Annotated in this window: 13 protein-coding genes and 1 tRNA gene; 5 read left to right on the top strand and 9 right to left on the bottom strand. The window is 50.5% G+C overall.

What is annotated here, in order from left to right; genetic code table 11:
* Nucleotides 1–789: IS1595 family transposase (locus BLQ17_RS02170; protein ID WP_143005414.1), on the top strand; the 789-nt coding region annotated here is incomplete at its 5' end.
* Between the two features lie 796 nt (nucleotides 790–1,585).
* Here the strand turns inward: BLQ17_RS02170 and BLQ17_RS02165 are convergent.
* From BLQ17_RS02165 to BLQ17_RS02150, 4 genes are all read right to left on the bottom strand, one after another.
* A tRNA-Met gene (locus BLQ17_RS02165) sits at nucleotides 1,586–1,662 on the bottom strand.
* A 43-nt stretch (nucleotides 1,663–1,705) separates the two neighbouring features.
* Entirely contained in the window at nucleotides 1,706–2,161 is a 456-nt protein-coding gene (locus BLQ17_RS02160; protein ID WP_092219300.1) for an acyl-CoA thioesterase, read from the bottom strand.
* 4 nt (nucleotides 2,162–2,165) lie between these two features.
* Nucleotides 2,166–3,389: a cofactor-independent phosphoglycerate mutase gene (locus tag BLQ17_RS02155; RefSeq protein ID WP_092219298.1), complete on the bottom strand. Its 1,224-nt coding sequence runs from the start codon at nucleotides 3,387–3,389 to the stop codon at nucleotides 2,166–2,168.
* A gap of 8 nt (nucleotides 3,390–3,397) precedes the next feature.
* Entirely contained in the window at nucleotides 3,398–4,702 is a 1,305-nt protein-coding gene (locus BLQ17_RS02150) for a homoserine dehydrogenase (protein WP_092219296.1), read from the bottom strand.
* 379 nt (nucleotides 4,703–5,081) lie between these two features.
* On the opposite strand from BLQ17_RS02150, the gene BLQ17_RS02145 reads away from it, so the two are divergent.
* The 3 genes from BLQ17_RS02145 to BLQ17_RS02135 all read left to right on the top strand — a co-directional run bounded on the left by BLQ17_RS02145 (nucleotide 5,082) and on the right by BLQ17_RS02135 (nucleotide 7,926).
* Entirely contained in the window at nucleotides 5,082–5,762 is a 681-nt protein-coding gene (locus tag BLQ17_RS02145; protein WP_092219294.1) for an adenylate kinase, read from the top strand.
* 216 nt (nucleotides 5,763–5,978) lie between these two features.
* Nucleotides 5,979–7,526 carry a uroporphyrinogen-III C-methyltransferase gene (gene cobA / locus BLQ17_RS02140; protein ID WP_092219292.1) on the top strand — a complete coding sequence of 516 codons (1,548 nt, stop codon included), beginning with the start codon at nucleotides 5,979–5,981 and terminating at the stop codon, nucleotides 7,524–7,526.
* Nucleotides 7,507–7,926, top strand: coding sequence for a cereblon family protein (locus BLQ17_RS02135; RefSeq protein WP_092219290.1), 420 nt, complete (start codon nucleotides 7,507–7,509; stop codon nucleotides 7,924–7,926). The genes cobA and BLQ17_RS02135 overlap by 20 nt, the downstream gene beginning before the upstream one ends.
* Nucleotides 7,927–7,939: 13 nt before the next feature.
* Here BLQ17_RS02135 and BLQ17_RS02130 read toward each other — a convergent pair whose 3' ends face one another.
* Both BLQ17_RS02130 and BLQ17_RS02125 read right to left on the bottom strand, forming a co-directional pair.
* A complete protein-coding gene (locus BLQ17_RS02130; protein ID WP_092219288.1) occupies nucleotides 7,940–12,109 on the bottom strand; it encodes a DEAD/DEAH box helicase in 4,170 nt (1,389 codons plus the stop codon).
* Nucleotides 12,110–12,567: 458 nt separating this feature from the next.
* Nucleotides 12,568–14,463, bottom strand: coding sequence for a SurA N-terminal domain-containing protein (locus tag BLQ17_RS02125; protein WP_092219286.1), 1,896 nt, complete (start codon nucleotides 14,461–14,463; stop codon nucleotides 12,568–12,570).
* A 551-nt stretch (nucleotides 14,464–15,014) separates the two neighbouring features.
* Between BLQ17_RS02125 and BLQ17_RS02120 the strand changes: the two genes are divergently transcribed.
* Entirely contained in the window at nucleotides 15,015–15,332 is a 318-nt protein-coding gene (locus tag BLQ17_RS02120; protein WP_092219284.1) for a TusE/DsrC/DsvC family sulfur relay protein, read from the top strand.
* A gap of 60 nt (nucleotides 15,333–15,392) precedes the next feature.
* Here the strand turns inward: BLQ17_RS02120 and BLQ17_RS02115 are convergent, their stop codons facing one another.
* Genes BLQ17_RS02115 through BLQ17_RS02105 form a run of 3 tightly spaced genes read right to left on the bottom strand, consistent with a single transcriptional unit; the run spans nucleotide 15,393 to nucleotide 16,887 of the window.
* The gene (locus BLQ17_RS02115) at nucleotides 15,393–16,178 is read right to left on the bottom strand and encodes an ATP-grasp domain-containing protein (RefSeq protein WP_092219282.1); all 786 of its coding nucleotides are present in this window, start codon (nucleotides 16,176–16,178) and stop codon (nucleotides 15,393–15,395) included.
* Complete coding sequence (locus BLQ17_RS02110) at nucleotides 16,175–16,420, bottom strand: hypothetical protein (RefSeq protein WP_176761038.1); 246 nt, start codon at nucleotides 16,418–16,420, stop codon at nucleotides 16,175–16,177. The genes BLQ17_RS02115 and BLQ17_RS02110 overlap by 4 nt, the downstream gene beginning before the upstream one ends.
* A gap of 38 nt (nucleotides 16,421–16,458) precedes the next feature.
* The gene (locus BLQ17_RS02105; protein ID WP_245694943.1) at nucleotides 16,459–16,887 is read right to left on the bottom strand and encodes a bactofilin family protein; all 429 of its coding nucleotides are present in this window, start codon (nucleotides 16,885–16,887) and stop codon (nucleotides 16,459–16,461) included.
* Nucleotides 16,888–16,909: the final 22 nt, after the last annotated feature.

Here is a 16,909-nt window from a genome sequence, read left to right as displayed (position 1 = left end):
CAGACACGTCGTGTATTTCAGTGCCGCCAGTGTAGACACCAGCATTCTCTCATAACCAATACTATCTTCACATCATCTAAGTTACCTCTAACTGTCTGGTTTTTAGCAATATTTTTCATGACTCAATCAAAAGAAGGTATGGCTGCTTTGCCTATGAGCAGATACCTCGGAATTTCCTTCAATGCAGCTATAAGGATGAAACACAAACTCCAAATGGTCATGAAACAAGCCGATGACGTCCAGCCTCTCTTTGGCCTTGTCCAGATTGATGACGCTTACTGGGGAGGCAAACGGCACGGATGTAAACGAGGGCGAGGCGCTGCAGGTAAGACGCCTATGATCGCGGCTCTCAGCAGAGATACTAAGGGGTACCCCCGTCATATTCGATTTAGTAGAGTCGCTGGGTTTTCTTCTGACGAGATTAAGCGCTGGTCGGAAAAGCATCTTGCTCCAAAACGTGCAGTGTTTACAGATGGACTTGCCTGTTTCAGGAGTCTCGATCTTGCTGGACACTATCATTGGGCGTTTATCACTGGTGGAGGTACCGACAAGAAAAGCAAAAAACTGTTTAACTGGCTCAATATCATAATCGGCAACCTGAAAAACTCTATCAGAGCCACTTATCATGGTATTGACCACAGGCATTTGCCTCGTTATCTCGCTGAATTCTGTTACAGGTTTAATCGACGTTTTAAATTAGAGCTGATGATTGAAAATCTCGTTTATCACGCTTGTAAATCATCACCGATTCCTCAGCACAATTTATCGCTTGCTGAAGATTGGTGGTAATCAAAAAAAATATTGAGATTCAGATACCAGCTCTGGCATCAATCTCTGATGTGGGTAGTGTTGATACGTGATCTCCCTGGGGCCCTATGATGCTGTACGGCATGGTCAGCTGACAAATCGTCACAGCAGCTTGTAGAAGGCAATTTTATCACAGCAGGTCTCTTGCTGTTCGTATCCCGTTTATCCACGCAAACCGGGCCAGGTCGGAACTGTTTCAGCTGAGGGAATCTTATGATTTCAATAGCAGCATGACAAGCTAGAGGCCAACTATTGATAAGATCAGTTCTATTTATCAAAAGCGCTCCTTCGACATGATGGTCGAAGCTTGCTGTAATAATGTATTCTTACCAACACTGCTGTCATAATAAAGGCAAAGATGCCGGTTAACTGTCTCCGCATGAATAGATCCTTTTGAATTCAATTTATTATTTAAGGGTGCCATGATGCTGATTTCCAAGCAGCAACATAGGCACCAGGCAAGATGGTCAAAGCTTGTTTAATAGAATGTTTACTGCCGGGCAGTCAATGTGAGCTATATCGTCCGCTGAAGGTCGATACAAGTAATGTCACTACGTATTATCAGTGTATGGTTCACATCGCTCACAAAGTCGAGGGTAGATACTGGTGAAATACTCTTTTAGAATTGAAATATCGATTCAACAGCAACACAAATAACCAGGCCAAATCATGTATCAGCCTGAAAGCCCGATTGCGCCTGACATTCGAGCGTAGCATCATCGTAAGACCAATGAAAAAAGGACTTACGGCAATCAATCCGTAAGTCCTTGAAATATCTTGGTAGCGGGGGAGGGATTTGAACCCCCGACCTTCGGGTTATGAGCCCGACGAGCTACCAAACTGCTCCACCCCGCGATAGGTTCAGGCACTATACACCCGTTGAAAATAATGTCAATGACTATTTGGCCTTTGAATTCATCTTTTCAGGTTTTGCAGCAAATTGTGCCATCTGAGAAATGATAACCTCGGGCAATCTGGTGAGTTTGCCGTCAGTCGTTGTCGCCACATGAACGGTATAGCCCTTGACAAGCAGCTGGGTCCGGTTGTTTTCTCTGTCTTCCCTCACTATTCTGTAGGCGAATTTGCACTTGTACTTGGACAGTTCGGAGATTGACGTCTCGATCGTGAGCAGGTCGTCGTATTTTGCCGGGGCCTTGTACCGTGCCCAGCACTCGGTGACGGGAAGAATGAAGCCCATTTTCTCTATGTCGCTGTAGGTGCATATCCATTCCCGCATCAACTCGGTTCTTCCTTTTTCAAAATATCGGAGATAGTTGGCGTTATAGACGACTCCTGCGGCATCGGTATCGCCGTAGAGAACGCGCACTGTGGTAGTAAAAGAATGTTCCGCCATGTCGTTATTGCCTCTGTTGCAGCAGTTTCTCGATAAGGGTGTGTCCCTGCATTATCTCTTCACCAGAAAGATCCTGCAGCTGCCGGCAGTTTTCTTCGCTGAAGGTTTTTCCCGACCCTGCAATATTTTCGCGCGAATCGTATAGAATCGTCGGCACCGGATCGGAGGCATGGGTGCGCAGCGCCAGGGGGGTGAAATGGTCCATGGTTACCACCACCCGGAAATCTTCTTTACTCTCGTGGAGGAAATCGATGATCGGGCGGACAATCCTGCCGTCAAAATCCTCTATTGCCTGGATCTTGTCGACGAGCGAACCCTTGTGCCCCGCTTCATCCGGGCCTTCCAGATGGACGAAGACAAAGTCCTCGTTTTTCAAGGCGTCGATCGCTCCCTGGGCCTTGCCGTCGTAGTTGGTGTCGATATAGCCGGTTGCGCCAGGGATGTTCAGCGCCGTAATGCCGGCCAGCACCCCGAGACCTTTCAGGAGGTCGACGGCACTGATCATCGACCCGGTAATACCGAACCTTTGGCCAAGCGTCGGGGCGGATGCCATTTTGCCTTCTCCCCAGAGCCAGATGAAGTTGGCAGGATTCTTCCCTTCGTCAATACGTTTGAGGTTGACCGGGTGGGCGGCGAGCAGTTCTTGTGCTCCGGTGAGAACCTTTCTCCACTCCGGGTCGTTGAAATATGCCTGGTAATGGGATGTGACATCCCGCTCTATAAAATCGTGGGGAGGTACGGGGGCAAAACCTGGATGTTGTCCTTTGTATACGACCAGGTTCCTGTAGCTGACTCCGGCCTTGAAATGAAAAGCCTCGGACGAGCAATGGTTCTCAAGATCCTCGATCAGCTGGCGCGACTCCTCGCTGGTGATATGTCCGGCACTGAAATCGGTCATCACCACCCGGTCTTCAGTCTGCTTATCCAGGGTCACCATGTTGCAGCGAAATGCGATTTCATCGGGAGCGAGCCGGATGCCCATGGCGGCCGCTTCGAGCGGTGCCCGGCCGGTGTAGTAAGCCGCCGGGTCGTATCCCATAAGCGACATGTTCGCCACGTCGCTGCCGGGTGGGTAGCCTTCGGGGATTGTCCGGTTGAGGAACAGCTCTCCTCTTTCGCAAAGCCGGTCAATGGTCGGAATATGAGCTTTAGCAAGAGGAGTCAGTCCGCCAATTTCCTCGATCGGATAGTCCCCCATGCCGTCGCCGACAAGAATGAGGTATTTCATGATGTTTCCTATTCTGATATCAGAAGTCTTATCTTGACAGTAGGGGCGGTGCAGATATCAAGCGCGTTTATTTCACCAATTGCTTTTTCAACGGAGCCTTCCTGCGCCAGGTGAGTCCTGAACACAATATGTACCGGCTCGTTACTGTCATGGCCCTGCTGCATCATCGAGCGAATGGAGATGTTGTGCTTGCCGAAAATTCCGGTAATCACCGAAAGAACACCTGGTTTATCCAGCGCCGTGATCCTGAAATAATAGGGGCACTGGAGCTGTTCCATGGGGGTTATGGTCGGTTCGCCGATGTTTTCCGGCAGGTAGGACAATGCGGGAACGCGGTTTACCGATCCGTTGGCGATGTTCCTGCCGATATCGACCACATCTGCAGCAACAGCGCTGCCGGTGGGCATCATTCCTGCGCCCTGGCCATACAGGAGTACATCTCCCACGGTATCTCCCCGGAGCTGGATGCCGTTAAAGGCCCCGTTGATTGTGGCCAGCATATGACCCTCGGGGACCATGGTGGGGTGGACCCGGGCCTCGACGCTTTCGCCGTGGTTGCGGCTTATGGCGAGCAGTTTGATGCGATAGCCGAAACGCCTGGCGAATTCGATGTCGATCGGTTCGATGGAAGAGATCCCCTCCACGCTCACATCGTCGAGGTGGACGTTGAGTCCGTAGGCGATGGTCATCAGTATGGCAAGCTTGTGGGCGGTGTCAATCCCTTCAATATCATAGGTCGGATCCGCCTCGGCAAATCCGAGTTCCTGGGCTTCCTTGAGTACCTCGGCAAAAGGGGTGCCGTGGTCGGTCATCTGGGTCAGGATATAGTTGGCGGTGCCGTTCATGATTCCCTTGATGTAATTGATCCTGTTGGCGACCAGCCCTTCCTTGAGCGCTTTTATTACAGGAATACCGCCTCCGACACTCGCTTCAAACCCTACTTCCACATTGTTTTTTGCGGCGGCTGCAAAAATTTCCTTGCCGTGAACGGAAAGGAGCGCCTTGTTGGCGGTGACAACATGTTTGCCCTTTTCCATGGCTTTGAGCAGAAAGGATCTGGCCGGTTCCATGCCGCCGATCAGTTCCGCCACGATATCGATGGTGGGGTCGTTGAATATATCTTCGGCGTTGTTGGTAAGAGTTACTTGCCCGAACTCGTCGGGCAGGCTGGTGACGGCGATATCCGCCACGGTCGCGAGCACGAAGTCGATTCCTGTCCTTTGCTGCAACCGTTCCCGTTGAGCCAACATGGCCTTTGCCAATCCCTGGCCAACTGTACCAAATCCAATAATTCCAACCCGTATCTCTTTCATAGTGGTGACTCGATTCAATGTTTAGTTGTTGTGCTTCCGATGGATTGTAAAAGAAAAAGCAAGCCCTTGCTGCATCCGTCGGTAAACCTTTTGCGTCCTCGCTGCCATGGACGAAAAAACGCTACAATGCCCCAGAAAGTAACCGCTTTCAGGGTGAAAGTCAAAATCTATGCGGAGATATTTTTATGGCCCGATTGTCCAAATTGGTCTATAGTAACCTGTTTGTGATCCCCTCGGCGTTTTCGCGAAGGTTTGGGTTTTGCCCCAGGCAGTTGTCAATTTCAAAACGGGGCTTCTTTACTCGCTATAAAAAAATAGTGTTTTCGGATTATACAGATCGTGAAGTTCATATTTTAACGTTTAAAAGGAGATTGAAATCATGGGAAAAAACATTCTGTTTTTCGGACCGAACGGAAGTGGTAAAGGAACTCAAGGCGCCATCGTACAGAAAAAATACAATATTCCCCATATCGAATCGGGAGCAATTTTCCGTGAGCATATCGGTGGCGGAACCGAGCTCGGAATGAAAGCCAAAGAGTTTATCGAAAGGGGCGACCTGGTACCCGACGACATCACCATTCCGATGATGGTCGCCCGTCTGCAGAAAGACGACTGCAAGGACGGCTGGATTCTCGACGGATTTCCCCGATCAAAAGATCAGGCGATCACCCTTGCCAAAACGCTGGAAAAAGAAGGGTTGGCTCTTGATTACGTGATAGAGATCGTTCTTGACCGGCAGATCGCAAAAGATCGCATCATGGGGCGTCGTCTCTGCGTCAATGACAACAATCATCCCAACCACATTGCTTTTGAGGCGATCAAGCCGGAAGAAAAAGACGGAAAACTCGTCTGTCGTGTCTGTGGCGGCGACCTGAAGACCAGGCCGGACGACCAGGACGAAGACGCGATCAACAAGCGTCATAACATCTATTATGATGAAGAGACCGGAACCATGGCTGCGGTAAATTACTTCAAGAATACCGACGGACCGAAAGTAATTTCCGTCGACGGTTCTGCATCCATTGGCGAAGTAACCGACTCAATAATGAAAGAACTCTAATTTTTTCCAAGAGTTGTGTAATCTTAAAAATAATTATCGGAATTAAAAGGGGACTTTCTCACTTCTGGGAAGGCCCCTTTTTTTCGTGTAATAGTGCACCACTCTTGTCAGTTGCACGGAATATGGTATAACCCATGACAAACTAAACGCCGCAGGGACCAGTCTGTTTTCCTGCGGTTTGTAGTGAATATTTGTGGTTAAGATTAAGGAATAAAAATGAAGAAGCCCGGAAAGGTATATCTGGTTGGAGCCGGTCCTGGAGATCCAGGTCTTATAACAGTGCGTGGCAAAAGACTGCTGGAGCGGGCCGAGGTGGTCGTCTATGATTACCTGGCCAACAGGAAGTTGCTCAAACATGTGCCGTCGACTGCTGAACTTATCTACGTTGGTAAAAAAGGCGGCGTAAAACATACCTATACCCAGGAAGAGATCAACCAGATTCTGGTTGATCAGGCACAGCTTGGCAAAATGGTGGTGAGACTGAAGGGGGGGGATCCGTTTATCTTCGGCAGGGGCGGAGAGGAGCTAGAAACCCTTCACACCGCCAAAATCGACTTTGAAGTGGTCCCGGGAGTCACGTCTGCCACGGCGGCGGCCACCTATGCCGGGATACCGATCACACACAGAGACTATACGGCCTCGGTGGCTTTTATTACCGGCCATGAAGATCCTGCCAAGAAGACCTCGAATATTGACTGGCAAAAGCTGGCGACAGGAGCGGGGACCCTGGTGGTCTATATGGGGATTAAAAATTTGCCGATAATTGTCGACAAACTGATCCGATATGGCCGCGACCCGAAAACTCCGGTGGCTGTTGTTCGGTGGGCGTCCACTCCCGACCAGCGCTCTGTCGTCGGAACGCTTGACACTATAAACGATGTCGTCAGCGAGTCGGGAATAAAACCGCCCGCCCTGATCATAGTAGGAGAAGTGGTCAAGCTGCGCGAGACCATAGACTGGTATGAAAAGAGACCGCTTTTTACCAAGCGTATCCTTGTTACCCGAACCCGGGCGCAGGCGAGCGATCTTGTTGCCGGGCTCGAGGAGTACGGGGCAAACTGTCTCGAGTATTCGACTATAAACATCAAGCCGGTTGATTCTTACGAGGTCCTTGATGAGGAACTCGACCGGATTCATGAATACCACTGGATTTTGTTTACGTCGCTTAACGGCGTCAAGTATTTCTTTGAACGCCTCTATGCCAGAGGAATGGACGCAAGGGACCTGAAAGGGCCTTCCATTGCCACGGTGGGAAAAGCCACCGCCGACCTGTTGTTGCAATACGGGGTTCATGCTGATCTCATCCCCAGTACCTTCACCGGCGAAGGGCTGGCCGAAAGCCTGCTGGACCAGGGGGTCGAAGGGCGCAATATCCTGATCCCACGGGCCAGGGAGGGCAGGGAAATCCTTCCGGAAAACCTGCGCGGAGCCGGAGCTCAGGTAACGGTGGCGCCTGTCTATGTAAATTGTCCGGCAGAAGACGACAAGGAAACCATGTGCAGTGAACTTCGCGCCGGCAACGTGGATATGATAACCTTTACCAGCTCGTCAACTGTTCGGAATTTCCTCAAAATGCTGGGAGTCAAGTCGAAGCAGGAGATTCGGCAACTGCTTGCCGGCGTGAAAATAGCGGCAATCGGGCCGATAACGGCCAAGACGGTTACCGATAGCGGACTTGAAGTAGATGTCCAGCCCGAACGATATACTATTCCTGATATGATTGCAGCGGTAGTGGATTATTACAGTGGTGATCCCGGTAAATAATGTACTTGAAACCATCTATTGTTTTCGGACCAGTGACTTCAGGAAAACCGGACGGCCCGACGCGAAGGTGCTTGATAAAACCAGAAGCGACCCGGAAAGGACCATTACCTGCAAGGTGTGCGGCTATACCATAACGGCGGAAAAACACGCCATCGCAATTGATGGCTCGCACAGCCACACCTACTTTAATCCTGCCGGAATCGTTTTTGAACTGGGGGCGTTTCGCCAGGCCCCCGGTTGTCAGGTGTTCGGCGAACCCACCAAGGAGTTCACCTGGTTCGCCGGATATCTCTGGCAATTTGCCGTCTGCCGCCAATGCAAGGAGCATCTCGGTTGGTACTACATCGGCGCAACAAGCGATTTTTTCGGCCTTATCCTCACCAAGCTCAATCGCCCGTAATCCGGACTTGCTGTCAGCTCGCTTTTATCAGATCGAGAAGGTCCGTCGACGTCATCTTGGCGCTGATGTCGGCGCCTTCGAGAAGGCTGCCCGCAAGATCTCGCTTTTCCTGATGCAGTTTGACTATTTTTTCCTCAATAGTGTGTTTGCACACAAGCCTGTAAATGGTCACCGGCCTGGTCTGGCCAATGCGGTGAGCCCGGTCCGATGCCTGGTCTTCAATGGCCGGGTTCCACCACGGATCCATATGGATGACATAGTCGGCGGCTGTCAGGTTCAGCCCCAGACCACCCGCTTTGAGGCTTATCAGAAAGAGATCCCCGTCGCCTTCCTGAAAGGCGTCCACCCTCTTCTTCCTCTGTTTCGAGGAGGTGGTGCCGTCAAGGTACTGGTAATGTATGCCTTGCTTGTCGAGATATTCGCGGATGATGGAGAGGTGGCCGATAAACTGGCTGAACACAAGGGCTTTGTGGTTGCTGTCGAGAAGTTCTTCGACAACCGATGCGAATACCCGCAGTTTAGAGCTCGCTATGCTGCTGTTGTTGTCTATCAGCCGGGCATTGCAGCACGCCTGCCTGAGCCTCATGATTTCGGTCAGGATCTGCAGGTGACGGCCTTTCTTGTCTTTTGAATTTTCCAGGGTGCTGATCGCGTTTTGCCGTAGCGCCTCGTAAAAGAGACTCTCTTCATCGCTCATTTCCACTTCGAGGGTCACTTCTGTCCGGGAGGGAAGTTCTTCAAGAACCTGGGACTTGATACGTCTGAGTATGAATGGGCGGATCAGTTTTTTCAGCTTGAGCTTGGCGTCCCTGTCCTGAAATTTTTCAATCGGTATGGCAAAGCGCTCGTTGAATGAAGCAAGGGAGCCGAGCAGCCCCGGATTGATAAAATGGAACAGGTTCCACAACTCGCCGAGATGGTTTTCAATCGGGGTTCCTGTGGTGATAAGTTTAAACTCGGCATTGAGGGCCATGGCGGCCTGGCTGCGTTTGGTGGCCGAGTTCTTGATTGCCTGGGCCTCGTCGAGTATCACTGTCTGCCATTTTACCGTGGAAAGGAGTTCGCTTTCCTGCTGCAGCAGGGTGTAGGTGGTGATGAGCAGGTCAAATTTCCCAAGCTCATTTATAACCTGGGCCCGGTCCTGGCCGGAAAAAAATTTTATATTGATGGTGGGGGTGAAGCGCTTTACTTCCGTCTGCCAGTTGGTTGAAACAGAGGTGGGAGCCACCACCAGGGAAGGACCTCTTGACGCCAGGTTCAGGATGATAGCAAGGGACTGCAGCGTCTTGCCAAGACCCATATCGTCGGCAAGGCATCCCCCGACGCCCCAATAAGCCAGCCTGGCAAGCCATTCATACCCTTCCCTCTGGTAGTGACGGAGCTCCGCCATCAGGGTGGAGGGCAACTCAGGCTTGTACTCCTGGGCTTCACTGATTTTGCGGATCTGGCCTTTCCAGCCGAAGTCGGCGTCGGTTCTTGCCCGGTTGGCGATTTTTTCAAGCTGAATGGCGGCCAGGGGGTGGATCGTGACTTCGTTGCTGTCGTCTTTTTCCAACCCGTCTGAAAAAAGATTGATCTCATCCAGGCGCTTTTTGAACTCCTGGGTAAGGGCGATAAACTGCCCGTCCCCGATTTCGATAAAACGACCGGAAGAGGTCTTGACCTTGGCAAGGAGCTCCTTGAGCTCGATTACTTTGCCCTGGTCAAGCTTGAGCTCGCCGCTCATAGCGAACCAGTTCTGCCGGTTGGTCCTGATCTTGAGGTTGAGGTTTTCCACCGACGAGGTATGGGTGATGGAGAGTTTTTCCCCCTCCGGCCATTCTATCTTGACCTTGTCCCTGATTTCCTGCAGCTCCAGCAGAGCCTGGAGACAGTCGTCCGGGTCGAAAAGATGCCACTCCCGGTCGTTTTCCTGCTCCATATCTATTGCCAGGTCGAGAATGGGGCACAGCTCTTCGATGTCTCTTGCCTTCTCTTCTTCCAGCGCGAGGTTTCTCTTGGTCTGCAGCCTCCTGCCGTTGACCTCGGCCATGATGTTTTCAACGCCCTGCCCGGGCTTGAGGTAGTGTCCTCCCTGGGCGAAAGGTTTGACGAACATTTCCAGGCGAAATCCAGTGCCGTACGGGAGCAGGTGCATATAGATGGTTGAGTCTGCTTCCACGAAGGTGATATTCCCGGCCTTTTCACTGGTACTGTCGGCGGCTATGGCCGAGTGAACGGTCATGAACGATGAGATGTTGCCAATGGCGGTCAGTACCTCCTCGCTTGCCGACATGGGCACGGTTATACCTTTTTGGCCGGTAATCTGGGCTATCCTGCGGTGGTTGTCGTTGATGCTGATAATTTTTACCCGGGTCGGGGTTTCCACGTGGAAGTTGATGTTCTTGCTTGAGATTGGGTGGGCAAAGCGGATACGAAGGTTTTGCCCGCGCTCTTCGACCAGGAGCTCGGGCTCGCCCGGGACAAACTCCACCGGCGTTCCCGGAGATTCGGCCAGGTATAGGTGAGGGTGACCTATAAGGGCGACAAGAGCCTTGTCCATTATGAAGTCGTAGCTCACCGAGTTGGTGGTGGGGTTGTGACTCTTCTTGATGGTGGCGCAGACCCTTCTGTCCTGGGAAGTCAGGTAGGTGAACCTGCTGTTCTGGTAGAGTCTTGACAATGAAATCGGCCGTCCCTTGGACCAGTCGCCTTCAGTCGAAAGTTTCTGTTCCTTGGGCGAGATCGCAATTTCATCCCTGCCCACAGAGACCATCCATGCCAGCCTTATGTTCTGCTGCTCCACCTCGCCGCCTCCGGCGGTTGCAAAAATCAAGGCCTTAAGGCTTCTTTTCCATGGCTCCTCTGGTTCGAGAATTTCAAGAAGAGGGATGATTCCGGCCCCTTCACCCACTTTCTGCCCCTGTCTCAGATCAATTGCGTTGTCGTGTTTTGTAGCGCGTAAGATTTCACTGAGAATGGCACCGATAAGTATGAATCCCTGCTGCTCGGCCCGATTGTAAAGGCTAATAACCTGCTCCTCCACATCGGCGGTGAGGCCGCTGTTGAGCCAGTACTGGCAGATTGCGCAGAAGGTCACCGTGAGCGCATCTGGAGTTGTCTTGTCCGGCAGATGGATTTCCTCTCCTTGGCCGTTCTGGCTGATATGGGAGTTTATTACGGTTGCCAGGTAATTGTAGGAATTATTTTCCCGGGCGCCATGGAATTGGGACAGGGCGATGGATATGGCGTGGGCGATATCGTAAAAATCATCCTTTTCCCTCTTCTGTATTAGGGCCAGGATGTAGAAAAGTCCGCTGGGCCCGAAAAAAGCAACTTTCTCGTCCTTGCTGTATTTTTGCAGGAATTCCAGGTCCTGCACATAACAATCGAGAGCCTTGTCGCTTTTGCCGGAAAGAAAATCGATTGTACCCTGGGCACCGGTGCCGCTGAAAAGTTCAGGCTGGGCCCAGATAAGGTTCTCGGCCTCCTCTATTCTTGCGCGAAACAGCAGCTCATGGAACAGCAGCCTTTTAAACGGCAGCTGCTCGTCGATTGTCAGGTGTGAAAAATTTTTCTCGCAGGCGAGATAATCTATAATGTCACCATAGTTTGTAAGGGTATCCCTGCCATATTGGAGGACGAGGCTGAGCATGTAGAACTGAAATGAGGTGGGCAGACAACCAAACCACTCGGGATCAAACGGCCGGGTCATAACCCTGATCGCTGGCGGGGGCGGGGTCAGCAGTTCGCCGCACTGGCTTTCCAGGAATTCCGACGCATCATCGATCAGGTCGAATTGCTGGGTGTAGATACCGATGCGCATTTCGCGGACAGCCCGCCAGCAGCGGGTCGTCCATTTCCCGTAATAGTAGGAAACCGGCGCCTCGTCCTGGATTGTGGTGGCATAGATGGCGTAAGAACCGTCCTTCACCGCAATTTTACTTAAAGGTTCTATTATTTCGTCGGCACACTGCCGTTCCTTGGTCAGTAACCCCAGCTGCTCGAATTTGGTAAAATAGTGGGCCAGGTTGGCCGAAGTCGGTTTGTTGCCCCTGGGGTTTTTCAGGTCGAGTTTCCTGAGACAATTAACTATGAGAGCGGTATGCGCGGGCTCGTAGGTGATTGAAAGAAATTTGAGTAGCGTTTGTTCAAACGGAGAAAGTTTAAGAAATTGTTCAAGTAGTGGTGAGTTTTTCTGCATAACCCTTGGAAAATTGAAAAGTACAGATGGCACCTATCTGTAGAATGAAAACCTGTTTCGCTCCCAGTGAAAATTGAACCTGCCATTATAGCATTGTTGCCATGGTAAGAGAATCAAAATCTGCCGTTATATCCTGCAAAATGACAGTGTTCGCAATAACATTGGCGGTAATTGTCGCAACCGTTAGAGACGAAAGGCGAAAATATGAGAACGATTCGGACAATTGTTCGGAAGATGGCGGGGCGATACGACCTCCAGGACATTTTTCGCTGACATGATCAACATGTAACCTGTATGGGCATCAGGACTTTTCCGCAACGCCAGGTTGTGTCGATGCGTTAAAAATCAGAACAGGCTTACCGGTTATCTGATAAGGTCGTAACCCCTGAATGAAAACAGGTGCCGGGTCATGAAAACAACCGGCACCTGCAACAGCAAGCAATGACGCACTTTGTCGGTCACAGACTCGCGTGGCGCGTTATTTGCGCTTTTGCTTCAAGGTTTTGCAGCCAGGCTGTCAGAAGCTGCTGTCTCTTGTATTGCAGCAGGACCTGTCTGATTCGTTCAGCGTCATCCTCGTCTTCCTTCATTTTCGGGAGTTCTCTGCCGCTGAGCAGGTAAACGTAGTACGTGTCGTCGACCATTCCCGGAGTATCTGGGTATGGGGAGGTTGACGACAGCAGAAATCCGTTGTTGATCAAGGACTCCGGGAATTCGCTTTCGTTGTTTTGCCCATTTTGGGTAAGCGGCCCTGAATCGTGAACCTCATAATTGTTCTCGGTGCCGATAACGGCCAGCTCTTTTCCGTTTTTTAACTGTTCAAGGAGTTTGTCAGCTTCCGCTTTTGCAAGGTTTTTCGATTCAGCGACGCGAAAATCCTTGGCAAGTGTGTCTTTGATAACCTTGAATTCAGGAATCGTCGGCTCGATCATGTCCTCTATGAAGAAAATACCGTAGCCCGTATCTCCTTTCACCAGCGAGCTCAGTTCAGATTTATTGAGGGCGAAGATCTGCTGGAGAAACTTGGGGTCTTTCCCGAGTTGATCGGGACTGTTTTCCCTGGCGAAAAAATCACTCTCCTTGATTTCGGCATCCTTGTTGTTTTCGCCATATTTATCAAGACTTCCGGCGCCTATTATACCTTCGTAGGCACTGTTTGCCAGTTGGAAGGCGAAACGCTGGGCCTCTTTTTGCTGCAGGATTGCGACTATCTGCTCTTTCACCGCTGCAAGTGGTTTGGTGGCCGCAGGCTTGATTTCCTCAAGTTTTATGACGTGATAGCCGAACTGGGTCTTAACCACATCGCTTATCTGCCCGGGGGCAAGAGAGAAAACTGCATCGCTAAAGGGTGGAACCATGCTCTCTTTGGTAAAAAATCCAAGGTCTCCGCCGGTCTGCCTGGATGGACCTTCGGAGAAACCTGCGGCAAGCTCGGCGAAATCCTCACCGTCTTTTGCCCGTTTGAGGATAGCCTCTGCCTCCTGTTTCTTCTCCTGGTGAACTTGTTTGGAATCGTCGGGGCCGGCCTGGAAGATGATGTGGCGGGCTCTTCTCTGTTCGGCGACCTTGAAGTCGTTCAGGTTGGCCCGGTAATATTCTTCGACCTTGGCATCCTCAACCTCAATTTTCCGGCCGATGGTGTCGTAGGTAAAGGTAAGGTATTTCAGTTTTATCTGAGGCTCGGTCTTGTAGTTATCCTTTACCGTAGCGAACCAGTCGGTCAAAAGGGTATCGTTGATTTCGACTTTATCCTCAAAACGTGACGGTTCCACCGTGATATACTGCAGGTCGATTTTCTCGTTGATCCTGCTGTAGAGATCTTCAATTTCGAAGTCGGTCGCAATGGCGACAAAATTGGCGACTTCTCTTGAAGCCATCTGCGACAGACGATCGACTTTCATTGACGCTTCAAACTTGGTAGGAGCCATTCTGTTGGCTGCCAGCACTGTCTTGTATTTTTCAATGGAAAACCGGCCGTCGTCCTGAAACTGCACCATATCCTCAATGGCCAGCCGAACCTCTTCGTCGCTGACATGGATTCCCATGGCCGCAGCTCCCTGCCTGAGCAGACTGGTCTGGATCAGCTGGTTGATCACCTGCTGCTTGATATTGAGAGCTTCGGCCAACCCTTTGGGAATATTGCCGCCGAACTGGTTGCTCATCTGTTCATAAGCGCGGTCATAAGCACGTTGGAATTCCTGAAATGATATTTCTTCATCGTTGATTTTCAGCGCTGACTGCCGGTCACCTCTGAGGTTGGTTCCTACCCCCCAGAAAATAAAGACCAGGGCAATGACGACGACAATGATTTGGATAATGGTGGATTGAGCTTTTTTTCTGAGAAACTGAAGCATGGAATTGAGTATTGGGCTGTTATGGTTGTTTGGTTTCCGTTGCTTGCCGCTTTATCGGCAGTATACCGCAGAAATGCCTTGACACGGATGGTTCATGAAAAATTTCGGTCCTGCACTACCTGATTTGATCTTTTAAAAGCAATCAGTTCGATTTACTCTTTCTTCTGTCGCACTGCAAGGAAAAATCCGGCACGACCATTGTCAGAGTCGCCCGCGCGGTCTTGCCTATCCCCGTGCTATCGCGAAACCGGCTGGAAAAGCCGCAGTTTTAGTTATTTTATTCTTTAGTTTTGTTGATTAGTGCTTTACTTTCAGCTGATGAGTAGCTATGTTGTTGACCTTACGACTTGAAGCGACCGAGGGGTGAAAAAGGAAATGGTTTGTATCTTTTTGAATTTACTGCTTTATCTCGTGATATTGGGTCGAAGGTTTATTCAATGAATGATTTGTCATTCTCTTGACAAAACGTTTTGCCTATAGTAATAAGCCCTAGTTAGCTTCTGGATTATAGAACGGCGAAAGCTATAAAAAAATATTATAAGGAGGTTGCAATGCCAACAATTGAACACAATGGAAGTAGCTTTGAAGTGGATGAGGATGGATTCCTGCTCAAAGGCGATGACTTCAACCAGGACTGGGTCGATTACGTTAAAGGTGTTGAAGGCATCACTGAGATGACCGACGAACATCAGAAAGTCATCGACGCGCTGCAGGAATACTACAAGAAAAACGGAATCGCTCCGATGGTACGTATTCTTTCTAAAACCACCGGTTTTCCGCTGAAGAGAATTTATGAACTGTTCCCGTCCGGACCGGGTAAGGGAGCATGTAAGATGGCTGGTCTTCCCAAGCCGACAGGTTGTGTATAATCTGCGCGATCTTACTTAGCTGTAAAAAGGGGTCTGTCCTGGATGGGGCGGCCCCTTTCTTTATTTTATCGCTGTGTTCATGTCAGCCAGGTGTTGCTGGAGCATCCGTTCATGTATCTGGTCGATTTTATGCTCGTACTCTTTCCCGGTAAGCCTGGCTCCCCGCAGTCCCCCCCGAAGATTTATTTCCATCATCCTAGTGCTGTCCTTAGTTATCAGCAGATCGAGATGACCGTAGGGAAACCCCCCGTGAGCCAGCACTGACCGGCAGAATGCCAGCTGCTCGTTGTTGAGAACAAAGCTTGACGCGGATCCTCCGCAGTGAAGATTTCTCCTGAAATTATGGTTGTTTATCCTTTCGTAGGCTTCCAGGTATTCGCCGAGGATTATCACCCTCACATCCCTGCTGTGGTCAATAAAAGGCTGGACGACGAACGGATAGTCGAAGCGGTCGAAGCTTGCCCGGTTGTAGAGTGATTCGATATCCTCAAAAAGGTGAACGCCCAGGCCGCCGTCTTTGCAGTCCTGTTTCAGTACCACACGGCCTATGCCGTGTTTGTTGAACAGCGATATTGTTGAGAGGAGATCGTGTCTGTTGTAGACAGCTGTCGTGTGTTCCGGCAAAAATTTCTTGAAAATACGAGCCTGGAGGACCTTGGACCGGCTCGCCAGCTGGCAGGCTGCGGACGGGATGAACCTGACACCGAGTTCGGTGAGGCGGGTCAGTATCGTTTCTTCGCCATACCGTAGCCTGATCCTGCCGCATACGATATCATCTCTGGTCAACTGGCAAAAATTTTCTTGAAAGGTTCCGTTATCTCTGATGATTACAGGACACTCCTTCAAAAGATCATCTCCGAAAAACGTTGGTGAAACGAACTGAGATCTTCCTCACAGTTACCGCAGAAAAGTTTGACATCTCCCAGCGACTGGGAGCTTCTGTTTTCGATGGTGAAGCTGCCGTCCTGATTCTGGACGTAGTGGGTGGTTGTTATCACATCGTCGGAAATTTCAAAAAAACTGGTCTCATTGCCGCAGTAGGGGCATTTTAACAGGTTGACCACCTGGGGGTGTTGATGTCTGGACATGCGCGTCATTAACGATCGTGAACTGGACCTGATGCGTATCATTCAGGTTCGGATTTATCTGAGGTGGTCGCCAGAAGTTTTGCGGAGAGGTTGTTGCCCTGAACTGCCGCCTTGATTTCTCCTTCAATTGCTGCACCGGGTTCTACCGTCAAACTGCCGACAACGAATTTACCGACCATGGAACATTGCTTTCTTGCGATCAGCATGTCCGCCTTGATATTGCCTTCAACCGAGCCATAACAGTTCAGGGAAGAGACCGATAAATCTCCGGTTACTTTCCCGGTTTCGCTCAGGATGAGGTGTTCACCCTCTATGTTACCGTTGATCGTGCCGTCGATCCGCGCTTTTCCCTTAAAGGAAATTTCTCCCGTAATGGTCATGCTTTTATCGATAATTGAAGATATGGCTTCACCTTCGACCTGTTTCATCTGCTGTTCTGCGTCGGCTGTTTTTGAAAACATCCCCATGATAATTCTCCGATCCGTCTGT

Source organism: Desulforhopalus singaporensis (assembly GCF_900104445.1).
GTDB lineage: Bacteria > Desulfobacterota > Desulfobulbia > Desulfobulbales > Desulfocapsaceae > Desulforhopalus_A > Desulforhopalus_A singaporensis.
This window is presented reverse-complemented; position numbering and strand designations above follow the sequence as displayed.